General features: G+C 70.6%; 28 protein-coding genes. 12 read left to right on the forward strand and 16 right to left on the reverse strand.

Features of this window, described 5'->3' with window-relative positions; genetic code table 11:
• The first annotated feature begins 8 nt into the window (after window positions 1–8).
• Window positions 9–1340 (forward strand): GNAT family N-acetyltransferase, encoded by a 1332-nt coding sequence (locus tag ASD23_RS00375; protein ID WP_056004884.1) that lies wholly within the window; start codon window positions 9–11, stop codon window positions 1338–1340.
• Between the two features lie 3 nt (window positions 1341–1343).
• Here the strand turns inward: ASD23_RS00375 and ASD23_RS00380 are convergent, their stop codons facing one another.
• On the reverse strand, window positions 1344–1751 hold the full coding sequence (locus ASD23_RS00380) for a RidA family protein (RefSeq protein WP_056004886.1): 408 nt from the start codon (window positions 1749–1751) through the stop codon (window positions 1344–1346).
• A 70-nt stretch (window positions 1752–1821) separates the two neighbouring features.
• Window positions 1822–2952 carry an AI-2E family transporter gene (locus ASD23_RS00385; protein WP_115963006.1) on the reverse strand — a complete coding sequence of 377 codons (1131 nt, stop codon included), beginning with the start codon at window positions 2950–2952 and terminating at the stop codon, window positions 1822–1824.
• A 199-nt stretch (window positions 2953–3151) separates the two neighbouring features.
• Here ASD23_RS00385 and ASD23_RS00390 point away from each other — a divergent pair, with 199 nt between their 5' ends.
• Window positions 3152–4594 (forward strand): MDR family MFS transporter, encoded by a 1443-nt coding sequence (locus ASD23_RS00390; protein WP_056004888.1) that lies wholly within the window; start codon window positions 3152–3154, stop codon window positions 4592–4594.
• Between the two features lie 107 nt (window positions 4595–4701).
• Here ASD23_RS00390 and ASD23_RS00395 read toward each other — a convergent pair whose 3' ends face one another.
• Genes ASD23_RS00395 through ASD23_RS00405 form a run of 3 tightly spaced genes read right to left on the reverse strand, consistent with a single transcriptional unit; the run spans window position 4702 to window position 8350 of the window.
• A complete protein-coding gene (locus ASD23_RS00395; protein WP_056004890.1) occupies window positions 4702–6141 on the reverse strand; it encodes a lipase maturation factor family protein in 1440 nt (479 codons plus the stop codon).
• A 27-nt stretch (window positions 6142–6168) separates the two neighbouring features.
• The gene (locus ASD23_RS00400; protein WP_056004892.1) at window positions 6169–7605 is read right to left on the reverse strand and encodes a phytoene desaturase family protein; all 1437 of its coding nucleotides are present in this window, start codon (window positions 7603–7605) and stop codon (window positions 6169–6171) included.
• 4 nt (window positions 7606–7609) lie between these two features.
• A complete protein-coding gene (locus ASD23_RS00405; protein WP_056004894.1) occupies window positions 7610–8350 on the reverse strand; it encodes an NUDIX hydrolase in 741 nt (246 codons plus the stop codon).
• 60 nt (window positions 8351–8410) lie between these two features.
• Here ASD23_RS00405 and ASD23_RS00410 point away from each other — a divergent pair, with 60 nt between their 5' ends.
• Entirely contained in the window at window positions 8411–9241 is an 831-nt protein-coding gene (locus tag ASD23_RS00410) for an MBL fold metallo-hydrolase (protein WP_082571065.1), read from the forward strand.
• Between the two features lie 22 nt (window positions 9242–9263).
• Here the strand turns inward: ASD23_RS00410 and ASD23_RS00415 are convergent, their stop codons facing one another.
• Window positions 9264–9836, reverse strand: a complete 573-nt coding sequence (locus tag ASD23_RS00415; RefSeq protein WP_056004896.1) for an NADPH-dependent F420 reductase — start codon at window positions 9834–9836, stop codon at window positions 9264–9266.
• Between the two features lie 101 nt (window positions 9837–9937).
• Here ASD23_RS00415 and ASD23_RS00420 point away from each other — a divergent pair, with 101 nt between their 5' ends.
• On the forward strand, window positions 9938–10459 hold the full coding sequence (locus tag ASD23_RS00420; protein ID WP_056004898.1) for a MarR family winged helix-turn-helix transcriptional regulator: 522 nt from the start codon (window positions 9938–9940) through the stop codon (window positions 10457–10459).
• Window positions 10460–10485: 26 nt separating this feature from the next.
• Here the strand turns inward: ASD23_RS00420 and ASD23_RS00425 are convergent, their stop codons facing one another.
• Together ASD23_RS00425 and ASD23_RS00430 are read right to left on the reverse strand one after the other, a co-directional pair.
• Window positions 10486–10788 (reverse strand): DUF1540 domain-containing protein, encoded by a 303-nt coding sequence (locus ASD23_RS00425; RefSeq protein WP_056004900.1) that lies wholly within the window; start codon window positions 10786–10788, stop codon window positions 10486–10488.
• Window positions 10789–10954: 166 nt separating this feature from the next.
• The gene (locus ASD23_RS00430) at window positions 10955–11899 is read right to left on the reverse strand and encodes a cytochrome b/b6 domain-containing protein (RefSeq protein ID WP_442854313.1); all 945 of its coding nucleotides are present in this window, start codon (window positions 11897–11899) and stop codon (window positions 10955–10957) included.
• A 160-nt stretch (window positions 11900–12059) separates the two neighbouring features.
• Between ASD23_RS00430 and ASD23_RS00435 the strand changes: the two genes are divergently transcribed.
• Both ASD23_RS00435 and ASD23_RS00440 read left to right on the forward strand, forming a co-directional pair.
• A complete protein-coding gene (locus ASD23_RS00435) occupies window positions 12060–12701 on the forward strand; it encodes a ClpP family protease (RefSeq protein WP_056007471.1) in 642 nt (213 codons plus the stop codon).
• Entirely contained in the window at window positions 12698–13309 is a 612-nt protein-coding gene (locus tag ASD23_RS00440) for a ClpP family protease (RefSeq protein ID WP_056004901.1), read from the forward strand. Before ASD23_RS00435 ends, ASD23_RS00440 begins: the two co-directional genes overlap by 4 nt.
• A gap of 53 nt (window positions 13310–13362) precedes the next feature.
• On the opposite strand, the gene ASD23_RS18480 is transcribed toward ASD23_RS00440, so the two are convergent.
• Entirely contained in the window at window positions 13363–13845 is a 483-nt protein-coding gene (locus ASD23_RS18480) for a helix-turn-helix domain-containing protein (protein WP_082571067.1), read from the reverse strand.
• 69 nt (window positions 13846–13914) lie between these two features.
• The gene (locus tag ASD23_RS00450) at window positions 13915–14145 is read right to left on the reverse strand and encodes a hypothetical protein (RefSeq protein WP_056004903.1); all 231 of its coding nucleotides are present in this window, start codon (window positions 14143–14145) and stop codon (window positions 13915–13917) included.
• 172 nt (window positions 14146–14317) lie between these two features.
• Here ASD23_RS00450 and ASD23_RS00455 point away from each other — a divergent pair, with 172 nt between their 5' ends.
• Both ASD23_RS00455 and ASD23_RS00460 read left to right on the forward strand, forming a co-directional pair.
• The gene (locus ASD23_RS00455) at window positions 14318–14803 is read left to right on the forward strand and encodes a hypothetical protein (protein WP_056004905.1); all 486 of its coding nucleotides are present in this window, start codon (window positions 14318–14320) and stop codon (window positions 14801–14803) included.
• An 11-nt stretch (window positions 14804–14814) separates the two neighbouring features.
• Window positions 14815–15237, forward strand: coding sequence for a hypothetical protein (locus tag ASD23_RS00460; RefSeq protein ID WP_056004906.1), 423 nt, complete (start codon window positions 14815–14817; stop codon window positions 15235–15237).
• A gap of 230 nt (window positions 15238–15467) precedes the next feature.
• Here the strand turns inward: ASD23_RS00460 and ASD23_RS00465 are convergent, their stop codons facing one another.
• Window positions 15468–16106 (reverse strand): NAD(P)H-binding protein, encoded by a 639-nt coding sequence (locus ASD23_RS00465; RefSeq protein WP_056004908.1) that lies wholly within the window; start codon window positions 16104–16106, stop codon window positions 15468–15470.
• 74 nt (window positions 16107–16180) lie between these two features.
• Here ASD23_RS00465 and ASD23_RS00470 point away from each other — a divergent pair, with 74 nt between their 5' ends.
• The gene (locus tag ASD23_RS00470) at window positions 16181–16660 is read left to right on the forward strand and encodes an NUDIX domain-containing protein (protein ID WP_056004910.1); all 480 of its coding nucleotides are present in this window, start codon (window positions 16181–16183) and stop codon (window positions 16658–16660) included.
• Between the two features lie 12 nt (window positions 16661–16672).
• On the opposite strand, the gene ASD23_RS00475 is transcribed toward ASD23_RS00470, so the two are convergent.
• Window positions 16673–18172, reverse strand: coding sequence for a flavin monoamine oxidase family protein (locus tag ASD23_RS00475; RefSeq protein WP_056004912.1), 1500 nt, complete (start codon window positions 18170–18172; stop codon window positions 16673–16675).
• A gap of 336 nt (window positions 18173–18508) precedes the next feature.
• On the opposite strand from ASD23_RS00475, the gene ASD23_RS00480 reads away from it, so the two are divergent.
• Together ASD23_RS00480 and ASD23_RS00485 are read left to right on the forward strand one after the other, a co-directional pair.
• A complete protein-coding gene (locus tag ASD23_RS00480) occupies window positions 18509–19006 on the forward strand; it encodes an Lrp/AsnC family transcriptional regulator (protein WP_056004914.1) in 498 nt (165 codons plus the stop codon).
• Window positions 19007–19009: 3 nt separating this feature from the next.
• Complete coding sequence (locus tag ASD23_RS00485) at window positions 19010–19912, forward strand: hypothetical protein (protein WP_056004916.1); 903 nt, start codon at window positions 19010–19012, stop codon at window positions 19910–19912.
• 7 nt (window positions 19913–19919) lie between these two features.
• Here the strand turns inward: ASD23_RS00485 and ASD23_RS00490 are convergent, their stop codons facing one another.
• Together ASD23_RS00490 and ASD23_RS00495 are read right to left on the reverse strand one after the other, a co-directional pair.
• Complete coding sequence (locus tag ASD23_RS00490; RefSeq protein ID WP_327019768.1) at window positions 19920–20753, reverse strand: alpha/beta fold hydrolase; 834 nt, start codon at window positions 20751–20753, stop codon at window positions 19920–19922.
• Window positions 20754–20755: 2 nt separating this feature from the next.
• The gene (locus ASD23_RS00495; protein ID WP_056004918.1) at window positions 20756–21337 is read right to left on the reverse strand and encodes a TetR/AcrR family transcriptional regulator; all 582 of its coding nucleotides are present in this window, start codon (window positions 21335–21337) and stop codon (window positions 20756–20758) included.
• A 125-nt stretch (window positions 21338–21462) separates the two neighbouring features.
• On the opposite strand from ASD23_RS00495, the gene ASD23_RS00500 reads away from it, so the two are divergent.
• A complete protein-coding gene (locus ASD23_RS00500; protein WP_056004920.1) occupies window positions 21463–22293 on the forward strand; it encodes an alpha/beta hydrolase in 831 nt (276 codons plus the stop codon).
• A 96-nt stretch (window positions 22294–22389) separates the two neighbouring features.
• Here ASD23_RS00500 and ASD23_RS00505 read toward each other — a convergent pair whose 3' ends face one another.
• Window positions 22390–22584 (reverse strand): hypothetical protein, encoded by a 195-nt coding sequence (locus ASD23_RS00505; RefSeq protein ID WP_056004922.1) that lies wholly within the window; start codon window positions 22582–22584, stop codon window positions 22390–22392.
• Window positions 22585–22636: 52 nt separating this feature from the next.
• Window positions 22637–23239: a class I SAM-dependent methyltransferase gene (locus tag ASD23_RS00510; RefSeq protein WP_056004924.1), complete on the reverse strand. Its 603-nt coding sequence runs from the start codon at window positions 23237–23239 to the stop codon at window positions 22637–22639.
• Window positions 23240–23248: the final 9 nt, after the last annotated feature.

Consider the following 23248-nt stretch of genomic DNA (forward strand, 5'->3'; position numbering starts at 1 on the left):
ATGGATTGATGTCGTTCGACCTGCAGGGCTTCCCCGCCGATTCCGCGGCACTCGCCTCGCTCGCAGCGAGGGGACTCGACTATCGGCTCGTCGACACGCGCGACGCCGCGGCGGCGTCGGCATGGGTCCAGGCCGACTTCCGCGGGTTCCACCACGCCCGACCGCGGCAGGTCGATCTCGACTACGACCTCGGCGTGCTCGCCGACCGGCGGGTGCATGGCGTGTACGACTCGAGCATCGTCGATCCTGCCGTTCCCGTCGCCACCGTCTCGAGCTGGCCGACCGGGCTCAGCGTGCCCGGCGGGCGCAGCGTCGATGCCTGGGCGGTGAGCTCGGTGACGGTCTCGCCGACGCATCGCCGACGCGGCATCGCGAGGGCCCTCATGCTCGCCGAGCTGCAGAACGCACGTGCGGCCGGCGCCGCGCTCGCGATGCTGACCGCGACGGAGGCCACGATCTACGGTCGGTACGGCTACGCACCGGCCGCACGTGCGTCGACCGTCCACGTCGACCGTCGGCGGGTGCACTGGGTCGGACCGGATGCCCCGGGGCGCGTGCAGTTCGTCGATGCGGCGTCCATCCGCGAGGCGGCCCCCGCGATCGCCCGGCGGGCGGTCGCGCGCACGCCCGGCGAGATCGACCGCTGGCCCGGCCTCCTCGACCGGGTGCTCGGCCTCCACGACCCCGACAGCGAGCGCTCCCGTGCACGACGCGTCGTGCGCTACGACGATGAGCGGGGCCAGGCGCAGGGCTTCGCCGTGTTCCGCGTGACGCGCGAGCCGAACGAGCCGGGCATCGCCGAGTTCGACTTCCTCGCTGCCGCGACCGACGACGCCGAGCGGGCGCTCTGGCGCTTCCTCGTCGAGCAGGACTTCGTGTCGGGCACCCGAGGGCTGCTCCGATCGGTCGACGAGCCGCTCCCCTGGCTCCTCGAAGATCCCAGGGCCGTCTCGTTCTCCGACGTCGTCGACCACCTGTGGCTTCGCGTGATCGACCCCGTCACCGCGCTCGCGGCCCGCCGATACAGCGCGCCCGGTCGACTCCTGCTCGAGGTCGACGACCCCGCAGGCATCGCGGGCGGACGCTTCGAACTCGTCGTCGACGATGCCGGCCGCGCGGAGGTCACCGCCCTCGAGCAGGCGGATGCCGCGGCATCCGCGAAGGGCGTTCGAAGCATCCGCCTCGGGGTGCGCGAGCTCGGCGCGATCTACCTCGGCGGGGTGCATCCCTCGGTGCTCGCGCGCGCCGGACGCGTCGACGAACGCACACCGGGCTCGATCTCGGCGGCCGATGCCATGTTCGCCGCGCAGCGCGCGCCGCACCTCAGCATCTGGTTCTGATCGTCAGTCGACGACTGCTGCGACTGCTTCCACCTCGACCAGCTGGTGCTCCCAGCCGAGCACCGTTACACCGAGCAGCGTGCTCGGCGCGTCGTGGGATCCGAATGCGTCGCGCACGACCTGCCAGACTGCGCCCAGGTCTTCGCGCCGTGACGACGCGACAAGCACGCGAGTGCTGATGACGTCATCGATCGTGGCACCCGCGGCGGCGAGCGCACGTGTCATCGTCTCGATGCATGCGGCCGCCTGGCCCACGTAATCGCCGACTGCGAGCGTCGCGCCGTCGTCGTCCAACGGGCAGGCACCGGCGAGGAAGACGAGTCTCGCGTCCTTCGGCGCAGTCGCCGCGTAAGCGTATTCGGCGACATCGGAGAGCGTCGAGGTCCGGATCAACTGAACGGCACTGGGCATCCGTTCAGCATGCCAGAGCGTCGGCGCATTCCGGGACTCCCGGCACCCGGCGGTCGGCCGATGCGATCGGCTACATCGTGTCCTGGCGGGGGAAGACGACCTTCTCCACGATGATGATGAGCGACGCCGCGACGGGGATCGCGACGAGGGCGCCGAGCACGCCGCCGAGCGTGCCGCCCGCGACCGCCGCGATCACGACGAGTGCTCCGGGCACGGCGACGGCGCGGCTCATGATGCGCGGGCTCAGCACGTAGGCCTCGACCTGCATGTAGATCAGGTAGTAGATGGCGGCGGCGAGCGCGGTCTCGGGCGACGCCGCGAACGAGACGAGCGTGATGATGATCGCGCCGGTGAGCGTGCCGACGAGCGGCACGAGCGAGAAGAGGAAGGCGATGAACGCCAGGAGGATCGGCACCGGCGCCCCGATGATCGACAGGTAGATGAGGCTCAGCACGCCGTTGATCGTGGCGAGGCCGACCTGCCCCATGACGTACCGGCCAACCGAGCCCGTGATCTCCTCCGACACGTCGCGGTAGCCGGGGCGCGAGCTCGCCGGCACGAAGCGAGCGGCGTAGCGCTTCATCGAGTCGAGCGACGCGAGGAAGTAGAGGGTGAGGATGAGCACGATCGTGGCGCCCGTGAAGCCGCCGGCGATGCCCGCGCCCACTGCGAGGAGGCCACCGCCGAGCGAGCCGAGGTTCTCGGGGTCGGCGAGCCAATCACCCGCGGACTCGATCGCGTCCTTGATCGCGTTGCCGCTGCCCGTGAGGCCGTTGAGCCACGTCACGAACGGGCTGTGCTGCACGTTGGCGACGATGTCGTCCCAGTTCTCGACGATGTTCGTCGTCTGCTCGACCACGATCGGCACGATCGTCGCGATCAGCCCGACGAAGATGCCGATGACCCCGGCGAAGACGATGAGGATCGCGACCCAGCGCGCCATGCCTCGACGCTGGAGCCAGCTCACGATCGGATCGAGGCCGAGCGCGAGGAACAGCGCGAGCGCGACGTAGAGGATCACGGTGCCGAGCTCGCCGACGATGCCGCCGAGGAGCACCGCGAGGAGCACGCCCAGCGCCCCGACGAAGCCGATGCGGAAGGCGTTGATCCGCACTTCGGGCGCGCGGGAGTCGCCGTCGGTCGTGATCTCCGCCGCGGCGGGAGGCGGCGGGGCGACCGGGCGTTTCGTGCGGATCCTCATGGGATCGACGGTAGTGGGCAGGGCCCGCCGGAGCACGTGCTTGACCCGGCGAGTTCGTTCCGGTATCCACGCGATGCCGTTCGGAGCATCGACGGCCGTGTGCCCTTCATCGTGAGCCGCGGCATCCGCGGAATGAATCGGCGCCACGGGCGTTGCCTTTCATGGGAGCGTCGCTGCGCGCCCGGAACCGAGGGGGAACGTGACCGAGACGACTGCCGTGGGATTCCGTTCGGCGCGTGGGCCGGTGCTCATCTCCGTGATGCTGGCCACGGGCCTCATCGCGATCGATTCGACGATCCTCGCGACCGCGGTGCCGTCGATCGTGGCCGACCTCGGCGGCTTCACGCAGTTCCCGTGGCTGTTCTCGATCTACCTGCTCGCCCAGGCCGTCTCGGTGCCGATCTACTCGAAGCTCGCCGACACCGTGGGGCGCAAGCCGATCATGCTGATCGGCATCGGCATCTTCCTCGTCGGCTCGGTGCTGTGCGGCTTCGCATGGGACATGACCTCGCTCATCGTCTTCCGCGCGATCCAGGGCCTCGGCGCCGGCGCGGTGCTGCCCGTCTCCATCACGATCACGGGCGACATCTACACGGTGCGCGAGCGCGCACGTGTGCAGGGCTACATCGCGAGCGTCTGGGCGATCTCCTCGGTCGTCGGCCCGACCCTCGGCGGCCTGTTCGCCGAGTTCGCCTCGTGGCGGTGGATCTTCTTCGTGAACATCCCGCTCTGCCTGATCGCCGGGTGGATGCTGCTGCGCTCGTACCACGAGTCCGTCACGCGCGAGAAGCACCGCATCGACTTCGCCGGCGCGACCGTGCTGACGATCGCGTCGACCCTGTTGATCCTCGCCGTGCTCGAGGGCGGACAGGCGTGGGAGTGGCTCTCCTGGCAGTCGATCGGCGCGTTCACGATCGGGGCACTGCTGCTCGTCGCGTTCGTGTTCATCGAGCGACGTGCCGCCGAACCGGTGCTGCCGCTCTGGGTCTTCTCCCGGCGGCTCATCGTCACGACGTCGCTCATCTCGCTCGGCGTCGGCGCCGTGCTCATCGGGCTGACCTCGTACGTGCCGACCTTCCTCGAGGCGACCGCGGGGGCCTCCCCGCTCGTGTCGGGGCTCGCGGTGGCGGCGCTGACCCTCGGCTGGCCGATCGCGGCGAGCCAGGCGGGCCGGCTCTTCCTCCGCATCGGCTTCCGCCGCACCGCGCTCATCGGCCTCGCGGTCTCCGTGCTCGGCTCGGCGGCACTCGTGGCGGCCTCGCTCACCCCGAACGTGTGGACCACGGCGATCGCGTGCTTCATCGTGGGCCTCGGCCTCGGCCTCGTGGCCTCGCCCACGCTCATCGCCGCGCAGTCGTCGGTGCCGTGGTCGGAGCGCGGCGTCGTCACGGGCGCCAACATGTTCCTCCGCTCGATGGGCAGCGCGGTCGGCGTCGCGATCTTCGGCGCGGTCGCGAACGGCGTGATCGCACGCTCGGGCCTCGGCGAGCACTCCCCCGTGGCGATCCACGGCGCCTCGACGGCGGTGTTCGTCGCAGTGCTCGTCGCGGCGGTCCTCACGATCGCCGGCGGCATCGCGATGCCGAGCGCGCACGTCGACGACATCGAGCACCAGCCGGCGAAGGCGTTGCCGGTCGAGTAGGCCCGCGTCACGCGCCCGCCAGAGCGGCGGAGAACTGCACGACTTCGGCGGGAACCGGTCCTGTGGTCCGAGACTGTGCAGACCTCCGAATCTGTAGAGCGGTTGCGTCAGCCGAGCCCCGACGCGGGCACGACCTCGCCCTCCAACGTGCGCACCCAGCGGTCACCCGTCTGCCGGAACTCCGCCCGCGTCGTGAACCGGTAGTGGTAGGCCCGAGCCCGGATCCAGCGCGGGGCGGCGCCGCCGAACGGGTCGGTGTCGAGCAGCGCGAGCGTCGGTGCGTCCGCTTGGAGCAGTCGCAGGAGGAACACCTCGAACCACGGTTCCCACATGCGCCCGAGCGGCAGGAACCACATGAGCCAGTCGAGTCGCAGATGGTACGGCGCCCATTGCCGCGGGATGGCCCCCAGCGCCCCGGGCTTGCCCTTGAACGCGTACTCCCGCCACTCGGTGCCGTCGCCGGGGGTCTCGACGAGGGTGCCCTCGACGACGATCTCGATGCGCCGCTTCGTGACCGTGCCGAAGGCGCCGTAGGCGTTCACGAGCATCCAGCGGTTGAACGCGGCGTTCATGAGCTGGCGCCGTGAGAACAGGTTCCTGATCGGCCAGAAGCTCAACACGATGAGCAGAGCGGATGCCCCGAGCACGACGACCGCCCACCAGATCGGCGTCGCCGCGGCATCCGTGCCCAGATCGGAGGGGATCGCGGGGATCAGCCAGTGCCAGGCCGAGTCGGTGACGGCGGATGCCGCGAGCACGACCGTGATCCAGTTGAGCCACGCGAAGTTGCCGGTCACGATGAGCCAGAGCTGCGTGAGGATCACGATCGCCGCGGCCGACGAGCCGACCGGGCCGGGCACGAAGAGCAGGAACGGCACGACGAGCTGCGCGAAGTGATTGCCGAGCACCTCGCCGCGGTGGAACCACTTCGGCAGCAGGTGCGCCTGCCGGCTGAACGGGCCGGGCATCGGCTGCGTCTCGTGGTGGTACATGAGCGCGGTCAGGTCGCGCCACTCGCGCCCGCCGCGGATCTTGATCATGCCCGCGCCGAATTCGAGGCGGAACACGAGCCACCAGACGGCGATGACGATGGTCAGCGGCGGCGGCGTCTGGTCGGAGCCGAGGAACGCCACCGTGAAGAGCGCCTCGCAGAGGAGCATCTCCCAGCCGAAGCCGTAGAAGGTCTGGCCGACGTTCACGATCGACAGGTAGAGGATCCAGAGCACGAGGAAGACGATGAGCGGCACCCACGGCGGTCCGAGCTGCGGCAGACCTGCCACGACGGATGCCGCGAGCACGAGCCCGACGACGGCGACCACGACGAGTCTCCGATCGGAGTACCCCCAGCGGAAGACGCTCGGCCCGCGGAGCCGCGACGCGTGGCGCAGCAGCTCGGGCACCGGCAGCAGGCCGTGCTCGCCGAGCAGCGGTCGGAACTGGTTCAGTGTCGAGAGGAAGGCGACGAAGGCGAGCGCACCGACTCCGCGCTGCAGGATCTGCCGTGCGATCTCGTAGTCGTGCGCGTCGAACCAATCGGTCCAGTCCACGTCCCAACGCTACGCCGACCGGCGCTGTCAGCGCAGGCCGAAGCGCTCGCGCAGGGCGAGCTTCGCGGCGAACCAGCCGTTCATCCCGTGCACCGCGGGGCCGGGAGCCGTCGCGCTCGAGCAGAGGTAGACGCCGTCGACCGGCGTGCGCCAGGGCTTCGGCGAGACGACCGGCCGCTTCAGCAGCTGCGCCATCGTGAGCGCGCCCGAGTAGATGTCGCCGCCGACGTAGTTCGCGTTGTACCGGCCGAGTTCGGCCGCCGAGCTCGACGCCGAGGCGAGCACGACGTCGCGGAAGCCCGGCGCGAAGCGCTCGACCTCGGCCGTGACGAGTTCGGTCGCGTCGAGCGTCGACCCCGCGGGCACGTGCGTGTAGGCCCACAGCACGTGCTTGCCCTCGGGCGCGCGGGTCGGGTCGGCGACCGTCGGCTGGGTGACGAGCACGTACGGATGCTCCGCTCCCCCGACGCCCGCGACGCCGGGCTGGAAGCCGCGGGCGACGGCGTTCTCGGCCGCCGCGATCTCGGCGCGGCTGCCGCCGAGGTGCACGGTGGGGGCCTGCCGAACCTCGGCGTTGCGCCACGGCACCGGGCCGCTCAGCGCGAAGTCGACCTTGGCCACGCCCGAGCCGTAGCGGTATCGACGGAGGGCCCGCGCGTAGCGGCCGGGCAGCTCCGCGGTGAAGAGCAGCTCCGGCGAGGTGTCGAGCAGTACCGCGCGCGAACCCGTGACCTCCGCGAGCGAGGCCACCGGGGCATCCGTGACGATCTCGCCGCCGCGCGCGCGGAGTTCGTCGGCGAGTGCGTCGGCGATCGTCTGCGAACCGCCGACCGGGAGTCCCCATCCGGCGCCGTGACCGTGCATCGCGATGAGGAGCCCGGCGCCGGCGGAGGCGAGCGAGGGCATGCCGCCCGCCGCGTGCGCGACGACGCCGCTGAAGAGCGCGGGCGCGACGTCCCCGACGAAACGGATGTTCCACGCTGCCGTGCCCTGTTCGAGCGCGCGCAGGCCGAACTGCAGGGCCGCGATCGGGTCGCGGGGTACGCGCAGCAGCTGCGATCCCGTGAAGTCGACGACCCCGCGGCTGCGGGCGAGGAGCGGAGCGAGGAGGCTGCGCCAGGCGGCGCCGTCGGCCTCGAGGCCGTCGGCCGTGCGATCGAGGTCGCGCCAGGCGACGCCGGCGCGGCCGCCGTCGAGCGGGTGCGCGTACGAGATCTCGGGCACGACCCAGTCGATGTCGTCGAGGAGGCCGAGCTTCCGGAACACGGGCGAGGCGAGGCCGGCCGGATGCACCGTCGAGCACACGTCGTGCCGGAAGCCGGGCAGCGTGAGCTCGGCGGTGCGCAGGCCGCCGCCGATCGTCGGCGCCGCCTCGACCACCCGCACCGAGAGCCCGGCCCGCGCGGCGACCACTGCGGCGACGAGCCCGTTGGGCCCGCTGCCGACGACCGTGACGTCGGTCACGGGGTCAGAACCCTGCGCCGAGGGTGTTGATGTAGATCCACGGCAGCCGGTCCATCATGAGGCGGTGACGATTGCCGTCGGCATCGGGTCCGTCGTCGGGCACCGAGGGGTCGCGGGCCTCCCGCTTGTGCTCGGCCACGAACTCGTCGTCCTCCTGCCAGAGGATCATCTGCCCGTCGTCGACCGCCTTCGCGACGAACGGCGTGACCGAGCCGCTGCGGAGTTCGGCGAGCGCCTCGTCGACGGATGCCGCGTGCGACAGGCCGTGCAGGGTCACCCAGGTCGGCGGCCACAGCGTCATGCCGCCGCCCGCGTGCCGGTCGAGCGCATCGGTCGGACGCAGCCACGCGGCCGCCTCGACCTCGTCGGGGGCCAGACGCAGCTCGCCGTCGGGCACCCGCACGGCGAAGAACGTCGTGGTCAGTCGCTTCGGGGCGTTGGCGGGCGGCGTCCAGTGCGAGAACGGCACGAGCTCGTCACCGTCGAGCACGAGTCCGACCTCCTCGAAGGTCTCGCGCACGGCGGCACGGCGTGCGGCATCGATGCCGTCGAGGGGGTCGCCCGCGGCATCCGCTTCGTCGACCGCGCCGCCCGGGAAGACCCAGGCTCCCGGAAACGAGCCGCGATCGCGCGGGCGTTCGGCGAGCAGCACCTCGACGCCGCGTTCGCCGTCGCGCAGCAGCACGACGGTCGCGGCCGCGCCCGTGGCCGCCGGGTTCGTCAGTGACTCCAGCTCGCTGTTCATCACCTCAGACTATGACTCGGCACGCCGGTGCGCACGGGCGTCGCCGATACACTTTCCCGCATGGATCACGCTTCCGGCACGGGTCGGGCTCCCGCCGGCGGTGACCGCGTGTCGACGTTCGCTCGTCTCGTGCGGGCCCCGAACGCCGGGCCGATGACCCTCGACGGCACGAACTCCTACGTGCTGCGAGCACCCGGATCCGACGCCGTCGTGGTGGTCGACCCCGGCCCGTCGGACGCCGCGCACCTCGCGGCGCTGGCGGGCTCCGGCAGGGTCGAGCTCGTGCTCGTCACCCACCACCATCCCGACCACACCGAGTCGCTCGAGGCGTTCCACGCGATGACGGATGCCCCGGTGCGCGCGATCGACCCGGCATTCTGTCTGGCCGGGGCGCCGCTGGTCGACGGCGAGCGCATCCGGGCGGCCGGCCTCGAGATCGACGTGGTCGCGACCCCCGGGCACACGGCCGACTCGGTGTGCTTCTCGCTGCCCGGCGACCGCCTCATCGATGGCGACGATGACCGCGGCACGGTGCTCACGGGCGACACGATCCTCGGCCGCGGCACGACGATCATCGCCGATCCCGACGGCGCCCTCGGCCCGTACCTCGACTCGCTCGACCGGCTCTCCGTCCTCGGCGCACCGGTCCCGGTGGGTGTGCTGCCGGGCCACGGCCCCGTGCTCCCCGACCTCGCGGAGATCTGCCGCGCCTACCTCGCGCACCGGGCCGAGCGGCTCGACCAGGTGCGCGCGGCGCTGCGCGAACTCGGTCCGGATGCATCGACGGCCGCCGTGACCGACCTCGTCTACGCCGACACGGATGCCTCGGTGCGCACTGCAGCCGAGGCATCCGTTCGAGCGCAATTGGCCTACCTGCGCAGCGAGGTCTGACGCGGGAGACCCGCGAGCCGGGCTAGGCGACGAGCGCGATGCCGGCGTCCCAGCCGACCTTCTCCTGCACGGCGAGGGTGAGCTGCAGGAAGCCGACGGCCTCGAGCTCGCGAGCACGCGAGAGGCGGCCGGCGTCGACGGCGTTCACGCCGCCCGCGCGCACGACCTCGGCGAGGGCGAGCTTCGCGTCGTCGTCGTCACCGGCGATGAGCACGGTCGTGGGGTTCGAACCGACGGTCTTCGCGGCGAGCGTGGCGGCGAAGTTGGTGTTGAACGCCTTCAGCACCTTCGCGTCGGGCAGGGCTGCTGCGAGTTCGCTCGCACGCGAGCCGTCGGCGGGCACGACGAGCGAGTCGAACGTCGAGAAGTCGAGCGGGTTCGTGATGTCGACCACGACCTTGCCGGCGAGCTCGGTGCCGCGCGCGGCGACGATCTCGTCGATCGCGAAGTGCGGCACCGCGAGCACGACGATGTCGCCGGTGATCTGCTGGGCGGTATCGCGCCCGATGAACTCGACGGTGTTGCCCCCTGCGGCGACGATGCCGCCGATGGCGGTGCCCATGTTGCCGTTTCCGATGATGCTGACGGTCGTCATGTCTTTCCTCCCCGCGCCCTTCGACGCGTTTACTTGTTGCGACAACCAACACTCTACGCTCATTCAGTTGTTGCGTCAACCAATGCGGTAGACTCGTGGGCATGACGGATGACACGAGGTGGCTCGCCCCCGAGGAGTCGGCCGCGTGGGTGCGCCTCGTGGCGCTCGCCGAGCTGCTCCCGGGTGCCCTCGACGCGCAGCTGCTGCGCGACGCCGGGCTCACGCACTTCGAGTACGGCGCCCTCATGGCGCTCGGTGCGGCACCCTCGCGCACCATGCGCATGACCGAGCTCGCCTCGCGCACGAACGCGACGCTCCCCCGCCTCTCGCACGTCGCGAAGCGCCTCGAGGAGCGCGGGCTCATCGAGCGCTTCCCGTGCCCCGAAGACCGCCGGGCCACGAACGCGACGATCACCGACGCCGGCCTCGCCCTGATCTCGGAGGCCGCGCCCGGCCACGTCGAGACGGTGCGGGCGAACGTGCTCGACGCCCTTGCGCCGGAGCAGCTCGAACAGCTCTACGTCATCGCGGGCGCGGTGCTCGCACGGCTCGACCCCGAGGCACGCCTCTCAGCCACGTCGTGCCAGTTCAGCGAGGGCCCCGTCGACCACGTCGTGGCCTGACGCCCTCGCTCGTCGAGCTCCCTGGCTCAGCGCGGGTCGTAGGTGAGGCAGTCGGCGTCAACCGCGCCGGGGCCGACGCGCACCGACGGCGCGGTGCACTCGAGCGACTCGTTGTGCACGCACTCCGAACGCTGGCAGGCGCCGACGTGCGTCACGACCTTGTCGAGGCCGCCCTTGGCTCCCAGCGGGATGAAGGTCGCGCACTCCGCATCGCCGACCGAGCCGCCGATCGTGACCGCGGCGGCATGGCAGTGCGAATGGTCGTTGTAGGAGCATCCGGCCACCGAGCATTCGGCGACGGCGGGCAGTTCGTCGAGCGTCATGCTCATGGTGACCTCCCAGTGCGGTGTACCGCGGTTCGATACGGCGATGGTACGCCCGGGAAGGTCGAGGACGCAGCAGGGAAGGGACTGTTTTCCGCAGATCAACGCGACTTTCTTCTGAGGCCAGCCTTACCTATCCGACGCTCAGGGATGCCCCGCGCCGCCCCATCGCTCAGCGGGTGACGGTGCCCATGCGGCTCGCGACGGGCTTCAGCACCGACGGTCGAACGGCGAACCAGCCGCCGATCATGACGGCGAGCGACACCGCGAAGATCGCGAAGCCGAGCCACGACGCGCCATCGCGGCTCGCGTACATCGCGTCGAGGTTGCGCAGCGCACCCGTCGCGAACACGAGGGTCACGTGCACGATGACGAAGGCGACGAACACGAGCATCACCGGATAGTGCACGGCCCGTGCGAGCTTCGCCGGGTAGACGACGTTCAGCCGCTCCGCCCGCTGCGGCCAGACCGATGAGAGACGCAGCCCGGTGAGCACCGCGAGGGGCGCGACGACGAACACGATCGCGAAGTAGCTGAGCAGCTGCAGGCTGTTGTAGTTGACCCAGGCGTGCTCGACCGGCCAGTCGAGCGAGGCGTACTGCAACCCTGCCGACACGGCGTTCGGCCAGATGTCGGCACTCGTCGGCACGATGCGCATCCACTGCCCGGTGACGAGGAGCAGCACGATGAAGACGATGCCGTTGAGCACCCAGAGCACATCGACCGTGTAGTGCAGCCAGAGGTGGATGCTGACCTTCCATGGCGGGTTCTTCGTGCGGATGAGCCCGTCGTTGTTGCGAACCCAGCGAGCCGGCGGGCGGCCGCCCTTCTTGAGCAGGAGGCCCGAGCGCACGAGGAGCACGAGGAAGAAGGCGTTCAGGAAGTGCTGCCAGCCGAGCCATGAGGGAATGCCGACCGGCGCCCCCTCGGGCAACGGCGTCGTGCCGGGGTACCGCGTGAGGAACTCCTGCACGGCGGGCTGGGCGCGCAACCAGATCGCAAGCAGCACGACCCCGCCGAGCAGCACGATCCCGGCGAACACGGCCAGCGCGACGGGCAGCCACCGGATGCGTCGACGAGTCGCGTGATGCGCGGTCGGGTCGGTGAGGCGGGTCACCGGAGTATTTTGACATGACCGCCCGAGCCCCTGCCGAGGCGGACGACCCGCAATGTCACGGATGCCGCGGCGCACGCTGCTCTCGGCAGCACTGCTCGCAGCAGCACTGCTGTCAGCGGCATCCGCCCCGCGCCTCGCCCGCGGCGCGCACGCTGGGGACATGAGCGAACACGACACCCCACCGATCCATCCGATCGACGCCGAACTCACGAGGCGCCTCTTCCACGAGCGCATCATCGTGCTGGGAGACGAGCTCGACCAGGCGGGCGGCAACCGCCTCATCGCGCAGCTCGTCACGCTCGCGGCCGACGACCCGCGCCGCGACATCCGCTTCTGGATCAATTCGCCCGGCGGCTCGGTCTCGGCGATGCTCGCGATCGCCGACGTCATGCGCTCGATCCCGAACGACGTCTCGACGATCGCCGTCGGCATCGCGGCGAGCGCGGGCCAGTTCCTGCTCTCGGCGGGCACGAGGGGCAAGCGCTTCGCGCTGCCGCACTCGCGGATCCTCATGCACCAGGGCTCCGCCGGCATCGGCGGCACCGCGGTCGACATCGAGCTGCAGGCCGACGACCTGCGGTACACGCGCGACACGGTGCTCGGCATCACCGCCGAGAACACCGGCCAGCCCATCGAGCGCATCGCCGAGGACTCCCTCCGCGACCGCTGGTACTCCGCGACCGAAGCCGTCGACTACGGCTTCGTCGACGCCATCGCCCACGGCTTCGGCGAGATGTTCCCCGGGGGCGACCGGCCCCTGGTCGGATTGCAGGCCGGCGCCGGAACAGGAGCAACGTCATGACGAGCTACACGATCCCCTACGTCGTCGAGAAGCGCGGCAACAGCGAGCGCTCGCTCGACGTCTACAGCCGGCTGCTGTCGGAGCGCATCGTCTACCTCGGCACAGAGATCGACGACGGCGTCGCGAACGTGCTCATCGCGCAGTTCCTCCACCTCGCCTCGGAGTCGAGCGAAACGCCGATCAGCCTCTACCTGAACTCCCCCGGCGGTTCGCCCGGTGCAGCACTCGCCGTCTACGACACGATGCAGCACATCAGGCCGGATGTCGCGACGACGTGCGTCGGCCAGGCGGGCGGGCCGGCCGCGGTGCTGCTGGCGGGCGGAGCGAAGGGCATGCGGGCGATCCTGCCGCACGGCCGCGTCGTGCTGCACCAGCCGTCGACGCAGGGACGCGGCACGATCCCCGACCTGATCCTGCACGCCGACGAGGTCGTGCGCGTGCGCGCCGAGCTCGAGGCCGCCCTCGCCGCCGACACCGGTCGCGACGCGATGACCCTGCGTCACGACACCGATCGCGACCTCATCCTGCCGGCCGCGGCCGCCGTCGAGTACGGCCTCGCCGACCACGTGCTGACGGCGCAGGTCATGGTGCCGGCGATGCGCGGATAGGGCCCGGCGAGGGCGCGGTCACGCCGCCGCGGCCCTCACGCCGGGCGGACGGCTCAGGCGGCGAGGAGGTACGCGTTCGTCGCCGCGTCCCCGAACGCGGCGTCGGGGAGTGCCGCGAGCGCATGCTGCGCGTCGACGTCGAACGGTGCCAGCTCCCCGGCACGGAACGCGAACGAGGTCTCGATGCGCAGCAGCTCCCGATGCTCGGCGGTGCGCCGCTCGCGCTCCCGACGTTCCCCGAGCAGGGTGCCGACGCGCTGCACGATGTCGACGAGGTCGAGCTCGAGTGCCTCGGCGACCGAGCCGAGCACCTCCGACGACGGCTCCTTGCGACCGCGCTCGATCTCGGAGAGGTACTGCGGCGAGACGCCGGCCGCCGCAGCGACCTCGGTCAGGATCCGTTCCTGCCCGAGGCGTTCGACGCGCAGCACCTCGCCGACTGCGTGCCGCCACAGGGGCTTCGCAGCGCCCCCATCCGCATTCGGCTTCGACGTCTGCGAACCAGGAACCCGTGTGAACTCGACGACCTTGCCCATGCCGCGAGGTTAGCCGCGGCATCCGCTCGCCGTCAGCTCGATCCGCTCAGAGCAGAACGGGCCGAGCCGCTACGCCGGCGGGTTGTCGGGATCGAGGGTCTCGAGCGAATCGGCCTCGACCGCATTGTCGGCCTCGAAGTCGTTGGGGTCGTCGCCCTGGGAATCCGCGTCCTGCGCGGCATCCTCTTCCGCCGTCTCCATCTCGTCGGCCGCGGTGCGCTCGTCGTCGGCCGGGTCTCGGACGCCCGCGTCGACGTTGCGAGGATCGTGTCGTTGCGTCGTTTCTCGTGGATCGGTCATGATGTCCTCCGCGGTCGGGATCTCTCCAGCGTGCGCCGCGCCCGCCCTGCGGTCAACGGGTTGACGCCCGCCCGGAGATGTTCACGCAACAGCCGACCGTGCGAGACCCTCGTTGTGAGAAGGTGGGTGCGACCGAGCCCGATTCGGGCGCCGAGACGAGGGGACACCGCAGATGGGCTTGTTCGACAAGGCGAAGAACGCATTCACCCAGGCCGGCAGCCAGGCCACGGGCCAGGCGGCAGGGCAGGACTGGGCGGCGCAGGCGCAAGCCGCGCAGGAGCTCGCGAACCAGGCGATGCGCGACGCCGGGTACACCGACGGAACTCCCGTCACCATGGCCAATGCGAGCGAGGTGAGCGCCGCCATGTCGGCCGACCACGACGTGCTGAACGCCTACGGCCAGGAGCTCAATCGCATCATCGCGATCGGTCAGCCCGGCACCTCGGTGATCAAGAGCGCTGTCGACACCGGAGAGCGCATCTCGGGCAACCCGTGGTACCAGCTCGAGATCGAGGTGACGCTTCCCGGCCGCGAGCCCTACACCGTGCAGAAGCGCGAGATGCTCGCACCCCAGTTCCTCGCCAACTACGCCGAGGGCAGCGTGCACGACATCGCGGTCGATCCGGCCGACCCGAACAAGACCGCCTTCACGAGCTGATCGAGCCGCGAATGGGCGTGTTCCGCGACCTCTTCCGCCTCACCAAGGCGGGCTATACCCAGACGGTCAACACCGACTACCGCGAGAATCTGCGCCAGTCGGCGGACCTGGCCGAGCAATTCGCAGGGCTCGGGCCGAACGACGTCACGGGCACGCACGGCGCTGCCGTCGCCAATCCCTTCACCAACATGGCGGCCTACGGCCAGATGATCCAGGGCTCGGGAACGGTCGTCTCGCTGACCGACACCGGCAAGCGCCTCGGCGAGACAATCGTCTACGCCGTGCAACTCGACGTGACCCTGCCGGGCGATTCGCCGTATCGAACGCTCTACCAGACGGTCATCGCCGAGGGCGCGCTGCACAACTGGCAGCCCGGCGCCGTACTGCCGGTGCGCGTCAGTCCCAACGACCGCAACTCGGTGATGCTCGGCTGACACGCGACCGTCGCTCGCACCGGATGCTGGCGGTCGCGAGCGCCCGCGTGCAGAATGAACCCACTGACATGGAGGTGGGCGATGTCGACGGAAACGGTGATCTGGTCGATTCTCGGAACGTTCTTCGCGGTCGGAGGCCTCTTGGGGCTCGCGGCGCTCTGGTCGCTGATCCGACGACCACGCGAGCACTGATCGTCCCGGCGCCCGTGACAGCGCTCGATCGGCGTCGGTCAGCCGAGCGCTTCGGCGATCGGCGTGCCACCGCCGTTGAAGCGGACGGTCCGGCGCACCGTCGAGTCGCGGTGCACCGTTTCGGCGGCGACGGCCGCGACATCCGCTCGGTCGACCGTGCCGCTGCTCGGCGGCCCGACGTCGATGGCGCCCGTGCCCTCGCCGTCGGTCAGCGTGCTCGGGCCGAGGATCGTCCAGTCGAGGGCCGTGCCCGCGAGGTGCTCGTCGGCCGCCGCCTTCGCCTCGGCGTAGGCGCGGAACGAGTTGCCCTCGGGCACGGTGTGGTCGGGCGAGCCGAAGTACGACACCATGACGTACCGCATGACGCCTGCGCTCTCGGCGGCCGCCATCGAGCGGATCGCCGCGTCGCGATCGACGGCGTACGTGCGTGCGGGGTCGCCCCCGCCGGCTCCCGCCGACCAGACGACGGCATCGTGGCCGTGCAGGATCTCGGCGAGGTCGTCGACGTCGAGCCGTTCGATGTCGGCGACGACCGGGCGTGCCCCGGCGGCCGTGACGTCGCCCGCGTGGTCGGGATTGCGGATGATCGCGTCGACCTCGTCGCCGCGGTCGGCGAGCAAGCGCTCGAGCTGCAGGGCGATCTTCCCGTGGCCCCCGATGATCACGATGCGTGCCATGTGCTCCTCCTCCGGCTGATTCGACCCACGCTACTCCCGGCCGCTGCGAGCGGCCCCGGGCGAGGCGGTGCACCGTGCCGGTGACGAGCGCGGGCCTGCTGCTCTACCGCGACCTCCGTGAGCTCCGAGGGCTCGAGGTCTTCATCGGGCACATGGGCGGGCCATTCTGGGCGCGCAAGCAGGCGGGCGCCTGGTCGATCCCGAAGGGCGAGTTCACCGACGAGGATCCGCTCGTCGCGGCCCGGCGCGAGTTCGCCGAGGAGATCGGTGCCCCCGCGCCCGAATCCGAGGTCATCGACCTCGGCACGTTCCGGTACACCTCGGGCAAGACCGTGCGGGTGTTCGCCTGCCGCGCCTCCGACTTCGAGATCGACGAGCTGCGGTCCAACCTGTTCGAGATCGAGTGGCCGCCGCGTTCGGGGCGCCGCCAGCGGTTCCCCGAGATCGACGAGGCGCGATGGACACCGGTGTTCGAGGCGCGCGAGCTGCTCGTCACCGGCCAGCGCCCGGCCCTCGACGCGCTCCTGGCGGCGCTCGACGGGTCGATCGAGTGAGCTCGACCCGGCCTAGAGAGCCAGGAGGAGTTGATCAGCCTGAGTGACGCCGGACGAGTACGACGACGACACGGTGCTGGTGCGCATGCCTGCCCAGTACAGGACGCCGCCGACGGTTGCGGCCATGTCGCTCGAGCTGCCGCCGCTGCCGTACGGGCCCCATGAGTAGGGCTCGTTGGCCCAGTCCGTCATCACGGCCTTGTGGTACTGCAGGCCGGGGTCACCTGCCGACTTTCGCACGACCTCGAGCACGGCTTGATACTTCTGCTCGAGCGGGAGCGCGTGGAGTTCTCGTGCTGCCGCGCCGGTCTCCCATCCGACGATGACCTGACCCTTGTAGCCCGGGTAGGCGATCGAGGCGTTCCAAAGCGTGGTCGGGAAGTGGTCCATCGATTCGGCGTAACCCCAGTTATCGGTGCCGTTGGGCGTGAACACCCTCTCTTTGAACTCGAGCACGCACTTGAAGATGTCGTGGTACTCGAACGCGTCGAAGGCGGCCCACTTTGCGGCAGGCAGGCCGGGGGTGAACGCAATGTCGCGGCGCTGCATGACTCCCGCGGGGACGGCGAAGACGACTCGGCGTCCGAACATCGTGCCCTTGGAGGTGAGGAGCTCGACACCGTTGGTGGTGTATCCGACCTCTTGGACCACGGTCCGCAACATGACCGGAACGTCGCCGGCGACGAAGTGCAGCAGCTGGTCGTAGCCGCCGATGATCTTGTAGTCTCCGTCGTCGTAGCGCGAATCGTTCGGATCCAGGATCTCCGGCTCCGGCGCCTGGTCGGGATGCAGCGTGTACCGGATGCAGTCCCGGAGCGGTGCGGCGACGCGAGCGGCGGCCGTGGCGTACAGCGGTTCGCTGTCATCGGTCAACTCGTAGTTGAGCCCGGTCGGCGTGTTCGCGGCCGTCACTCCGAGGCGCAGCAGGTACGCGTCGGCCATCTCGCCGTCGACCACGGTCGGCAGCGGGAGGTTCTGCCCAGCCGGGTCGTACGGGTTGAGCGCCTCCGGCATTCCCAGCGGGAACAGCCAGGAGGTCGGAGAGTCCCACTGATGCCATTGGGCGGACGGCGAGGACATCGGCGCATCAGCCTGGCGGATGTAATTGTTCTGGAACATCCGCATGTCGAACCCGGCCTGCTCGATCCACGGGTACGTCGACGCGTAGGGGCCGCCATGGACGAGTTCGCAGCCGCGCTCGACCGGGATGCCCATCGATGTCCGGTCGGTGTACATGCGGCCGCCGATCCGGTCGCGGGCCTCGACGATCACGACGCGCAGGTCGGGGTTCTGGTCTGTGAGGCGCCGTGCCGCGCCGATACCCGCCGCGCCGGCCCCGACCACGATCACGTCCCAGGCATTCTTGTCGCCCTTCGCGTGCTTCAGCGAGGGCGTCCCGTTGCCATGACCGTTCCCGGGGCCGATCGGCTGCCCGCCGGCGGCGACATCGGCGAGACCTGCGGCGGCGGCGAGTCCGCCCATCAAGAGCCCGCGACGGCTGATGTTCTCCATGGGTGCTACTCCTTCGTAGTCGAATCAGTGGAAGCGCAACGGCCGCGATCGCGATGATGGCCGCGCGTCGGCATGGCCGGAGATTCGGTGCTCATGATGGGTGTCGCACTCTCCGTCGAGTGCAGTCCACGGCTGCTCGTGTCGATCTGAGAGTCATCTTCACCGGAATCTGCCGAATGCACAACAGTTACGAGAATCTTTGTTGAATCAACAGTGAAGGTTCCTCTTTCATCACGAATCGCCATTCTCAGCAGATTCACTCATCGCTGCAGAAGGCGCGGTGCCGGGTGCGCGTTGCCCCCTCACCCGGCACCGTGCTGGCGCTAGGTTCGTTGCATGGCCGCACCATTCGAGATGGACGACATCGACCGTCGCATCATCGCCGCCCTCCAGGTCGACGGGCGCCGGTCGTTCCAGCGTCTCGCCGACGACCTCGGAGTGCCGGCTTCGTCGGTGCGCTACCGCACGAAGCGACTCGAGGACGCCGGGATCCTGCAGATCGTCGGCATCGCCAACCCGCTCGCGATCGGCTTCGACCGGCTGGCGATGATCGGCATCCGCGTGACACCCGGCACCGCCCGCTCGGTCTGTGCGGCGCTCGCCGAGCTCCCCGAGACGAGCTACGTCATCCACACCACGGGCCGCTTCGACGTGATGGCCGAGGTGATCTGCGAAGACGTGCCGCACTTCATCGACATGCTGAACGGACGCATCGCGGCGATCACGGGCGTCGTCTCGACGGAGTCGTTCTTCGTGCTCGAGGCGCACAAGCTCTCGTACGGGTGGGGCGTCGGGAGCGTTCGTCCCGCGATCGAGGAGCCGAGCGGAGGATGACGCATGGCGCCGGTTGACTCGCTCGACGACAGGCTCGATGACGCCGCGACGGCGCTGTACGCGATGCGCCCCGACGAGTTCACCGCCCGGCGCAACGCGCGGGCGCAGACCGTCGCCGCCGACGATCGCGCGCTCGCGGCCCGCATCCGCGAACTCCGGCGCCCCTCCCCCGCCGCCTGGCTCGTGAACCAGCTCGTGCGGCACCGATCCGACGAGGTCGAGGCGGTCCTCGAACTCGGCGCCGAGGCCCGTGAGACTCAAGGCAGCTTCAGTGCCGTCGAGCTCGCCGAGCTCGGCCGGCAACGTCGGCGGCTCGTCTCGACGCTCGCGCACGAGGCCGGAGCACTCGCCGACGAGCTCGGCTCCCCAGTGCGCACGCCGGTGCTCGACGAGGTCGCCCAGACGCTGCAGGCGGCGATGTCGGATGCCGCTGCCGCCGACGCCGTGCGCACGGGCCGGCTCGTGCGGGCACTCGAGGCCGTCGGCGTCGAGGTCGACCTGAGTGACGCCGTCGCGGGCGGGCCGGCACCTCGCACGGAACCGGCTCGGGACGCGCACGCGGGCGACTCCCCCGGTCTGCTGAGCGCCGCAGCGACGAAGCGAGCCGAGGTGGCTCGAGGGCGCGCCGAGCGCGCGGTCGCGGAGGCCGAGGAGCGGGCGGCCGCGGCATCCGCTGCGCTCGACGCCCTCGATGCGCGGCTCGCCGATGCCGACCGCGAGCACCGCGATCTCGCGTCCCGCCGCGACGAACTCGACGCGGAACTGCGCAAGGTCGAGGCGGAGATGGCCGAGGCCGATCGGGCGAAGCGCACGGTCACCCGCGAGCGGGATCGCGCCGCCCGCGACGCCGAGGCCGCGGAAGTCGACGCCGATGAGGCGCGCGAGGCGCTGGAGAGCCTGGGGTAGCGCTCACTCAGCGCCGCTCGAGCAGCCAGTCCATCGCGTCGGGCACGACGTCGAGCACCGAGACATGGCCGTCGTCGAGGCGCATCCAGAGCGAGGCGCGGGGAATGTGCGCGACGAGCCACGAGGCGTGCTTCGACGGCACCACCCGGTCGCCATCGCCCTGCACGAGGAGCACCGGAGCGACGATGCGCCCGAGGTCGAAGCCCCACGGTGAGGTGAAGGCGACGTCGTCGTCGATGAGGCCGCCGGGCCCGGCTTCACCGGCGCGTGCGGCGTCGGCGCCGAGCGACGCCCAGCGCTCCTCGAGGGCCGCCCAGTCGACGGGCAGGAACTGCGACGGGTCGAACTCCGCATCGGCGGCGAACGCAGCGCGGGCGGCGCGCCCCTCGACGGCGGCACGCAGGCCGCCCGGGGCGGTCATGCCCGCGAACCAGTCGTAGGCGTCGGTGCGCGGCGCGATGCCCGCGAGCGTGACCGCGCCCGTGACGCGCTCGGGCAGCAGGGCCGCGCAGGCGAGCGCGTGCGGGCCGCCGCCCGAGGCGCCCATCACGGCGAACCGCTCGACGCCGAGCGCGTCGGCGATCGCCGCGACATCCGCCGCCGCCGAGGCGACGTCGCGGCCGGGGCGCGGGGTCGAGCCGCCGTACGACGGGCGCCCATAGGAGACGAGGCGGATGCCACGAGCGGATGCCGCGGCGAGCACGGGCTCGAGCGGCGCGCCGGTCTGCGGGGAGCCGTGGTGCCAGACGAGCGTGAGCGGCGACGCGGCATCCGGTCCGGTGTCGTAGGCGTGCAGGCTGCCGCCGTCGCGAAGGGGCACGTCGAGTTCGGTGACCATCATCGTCACTCCTGCACGCCGGCGGCTCGAGCCGCAGCGGCGCTGAACGCAGGGCGCACGCGCTCCCACCCGTCGAGGTAGCCGCCGACCATGGCCGCGTCGCGCAGCAGCACGAGCTGGCCTGCCGCCCCTTCGGCGTCGGGCACCTCGGCCGCGGACAGCACCGACTCGAGTTCGGAGCGGAACCACTCGCGGTGCTCGGCGACGGCCTTGCGCACGCCGCTGTCGGCGGCGGGGTACTCGGCGGCGGCGTTGATGAAGGGGCATCCCCGGGTGTGGTGGCGCGCGACGTCGTCGGCGAGCCCGTCGATCACGAGGCCCACGAGCTGCTTCGGCGCTGCTCCGGATGCCTCGGCGGCCGCGAACGCGCCCCGGATGTTGGCGTCCTCGACCTCGAGGTAGGCCTCGACGAGGTCCTCCTTGCTCGGGAAGTGCCGGTAGAACGTCGCGCGGGTGACGCCGGCCTCGCCGATGATGCGGTCGACGCCGACGGAGTGGATGCCCTCTCGATAGAAGAGTTCCGACGCCGTGGCGAGCAGCTTCTCGCGAGCGAGGGAGCTGCCGGTTGAAGTCGTTCGTGTTGCCATGAGGTAAATGATAGAACGATCTTTCTCTTTTTGCTTGACATGAGATGGAGCCGGGAGTAACTTCACAGACAGAGACAGAACGATCGTTCTACCAAAGGGTGGGACGCAGTTGAAGGAGAGAGAACATGACCGCCACCAAGACCCCCATCGTCCTCATCCACGGACTCTGGATGACCCCGAAGAGCTGGAACACCTGGGCCGAGTACTTCCGGGCCCGCGGCCACGAGGTCATCGTTCCGGGCTGGCCCGGCATCGACGACCGCGAGGTCGCCGACATCCGCTCGAACCCCGAGCCGCTCGAGGGCATCGGCCTCGCGCAGATCGCCGACCACTACGAGCGCATCATCCGCGCACTCCCCCAGAAGCCCATCATCATGGGCCACTCCTTCGGCGGACTGCTCACCCAGATGCTCGCCGACCGCGGCCTCGGCGTCGCCTACGTCGGCGTCACCCCCGGCCAGCCCGCCGGCATCACGACCCTGCCGGCCTCGACCCTCTGGACCGGCACACCGATCCTCTCGAACCCGTTCGCGAAGAACGGCGCCAAGCCGCTCTCGAAGGGGCACTTCCACTTCACGTTCGGCAACGACCTCGACCGCGAGGCATCCGATCGCCTCTGGGAGGAGTTCGCGGTCAACTCGTACAACCGGGTGTTCTTCGAGGGCGTCGCCGGCGCCTTCAACGAGAAGGGCGGCGTCAGCCACGTCGACTACGGCCGCACCGACCGCGCGCCGCTGCTCGTCATCACCGGCGAGATCGACCATGTCGTGCCGCCGGCCATCGGCAAGGCGATCGTGAAGAAGTACCACGCGACCGGCAGCCCCGCCATCGTCGAGTACCGCGAGTTCGCCGGCCGCACGCACCGCATCGTCAGCCAGGACGGCTGGGAGGAGGTCGCCGAGTACGCCCTCACCTGGGCGACCGAGCACGCCGAGGCGGCCGCACCTGCGGCCTGAGCCCGGTGGCCCCATGACGGGACCACTCGTGTCGCACCGGACCCGTGATATCTCGGGTCCGGTGCGACACGAGTGGTCCCGCTGTGCTTGAGGGGCTCAGCGCTCGATCGAGTCGGGCCCGTCGCGGCGGGCGAAGACGCTCCGCAGCACGAAGAACACGACGACCGCGACCACGGCGACGATCACGAGCTTGCCGATGAACCAGAGCAGGCTGAACAGCACGTCGACGAGGAACCACGCGATGACGACGGCGACGATCACGCCGATGACGGTCCAGACGGTACGACTCATGTTCCGAGGCTAGTCGAGCGGATGCCCCGGGCCACCGCCGGTCGCAGCCGACTCACGGCGCGTGGCCGTCGAAGAGCAGGGTGGGCACGGGGCCGAACGGCATCGACCGGACGCGGAACGGCCGCACGTCGTCGCCGACGAAGCCCGCCTCCACGAGGGTTCGAGCGGTATCGCGGTCCCAGTGGCATCCGTGGCAGAACCTCGCCGTGAACGGGGTCGCGATGCGCTGCACCACCCGCTTCGCCGTACGGGGCGGCGCCGCGACGTGGTCGACGAAGACGACCCGTCCGCCGGGCACGAGCACTCGACGCACCTCCGCCAGTGCGACCGACGGGTCGGCCACCGAGCACAGCACGTAGGTCGCGACGACCGCGTCGACGGAGCGGTCTGGCAGCGGGATCGCCTCGGCCATGGCATCGAGTGGCGCGGCCTGATGCCCCCATTCCCGTGCGCGCTTCGCGAGCTCCGCGCGGCGCTCGGCGTCGGGCTCGAGGCCGATCCACTCGACGTCGAGGTGCAGGGCGCCGAAGTTCTCGCCCTCACCGGCACCGATCTCGAGCACGCGCCCGCGCACTCGACCGACGAACTCCCGCTCGAGGTCGTCGAGGCGGTCGTCGTCGATGAGGTCGGATGTCGCGGCCTTCGCTTGCTCCATGCCGCCATG

Origin of the sequence: Agromyces sp. Root1464 (genome assembly GCF_001427265.1) — a bacterium.
Classification (GTDB): Bacteria; Actinomycetota; Actinomycetes; order Actinomycetales; family Microbacteriaceae; genus Agromyces; species Agromyces fucosus.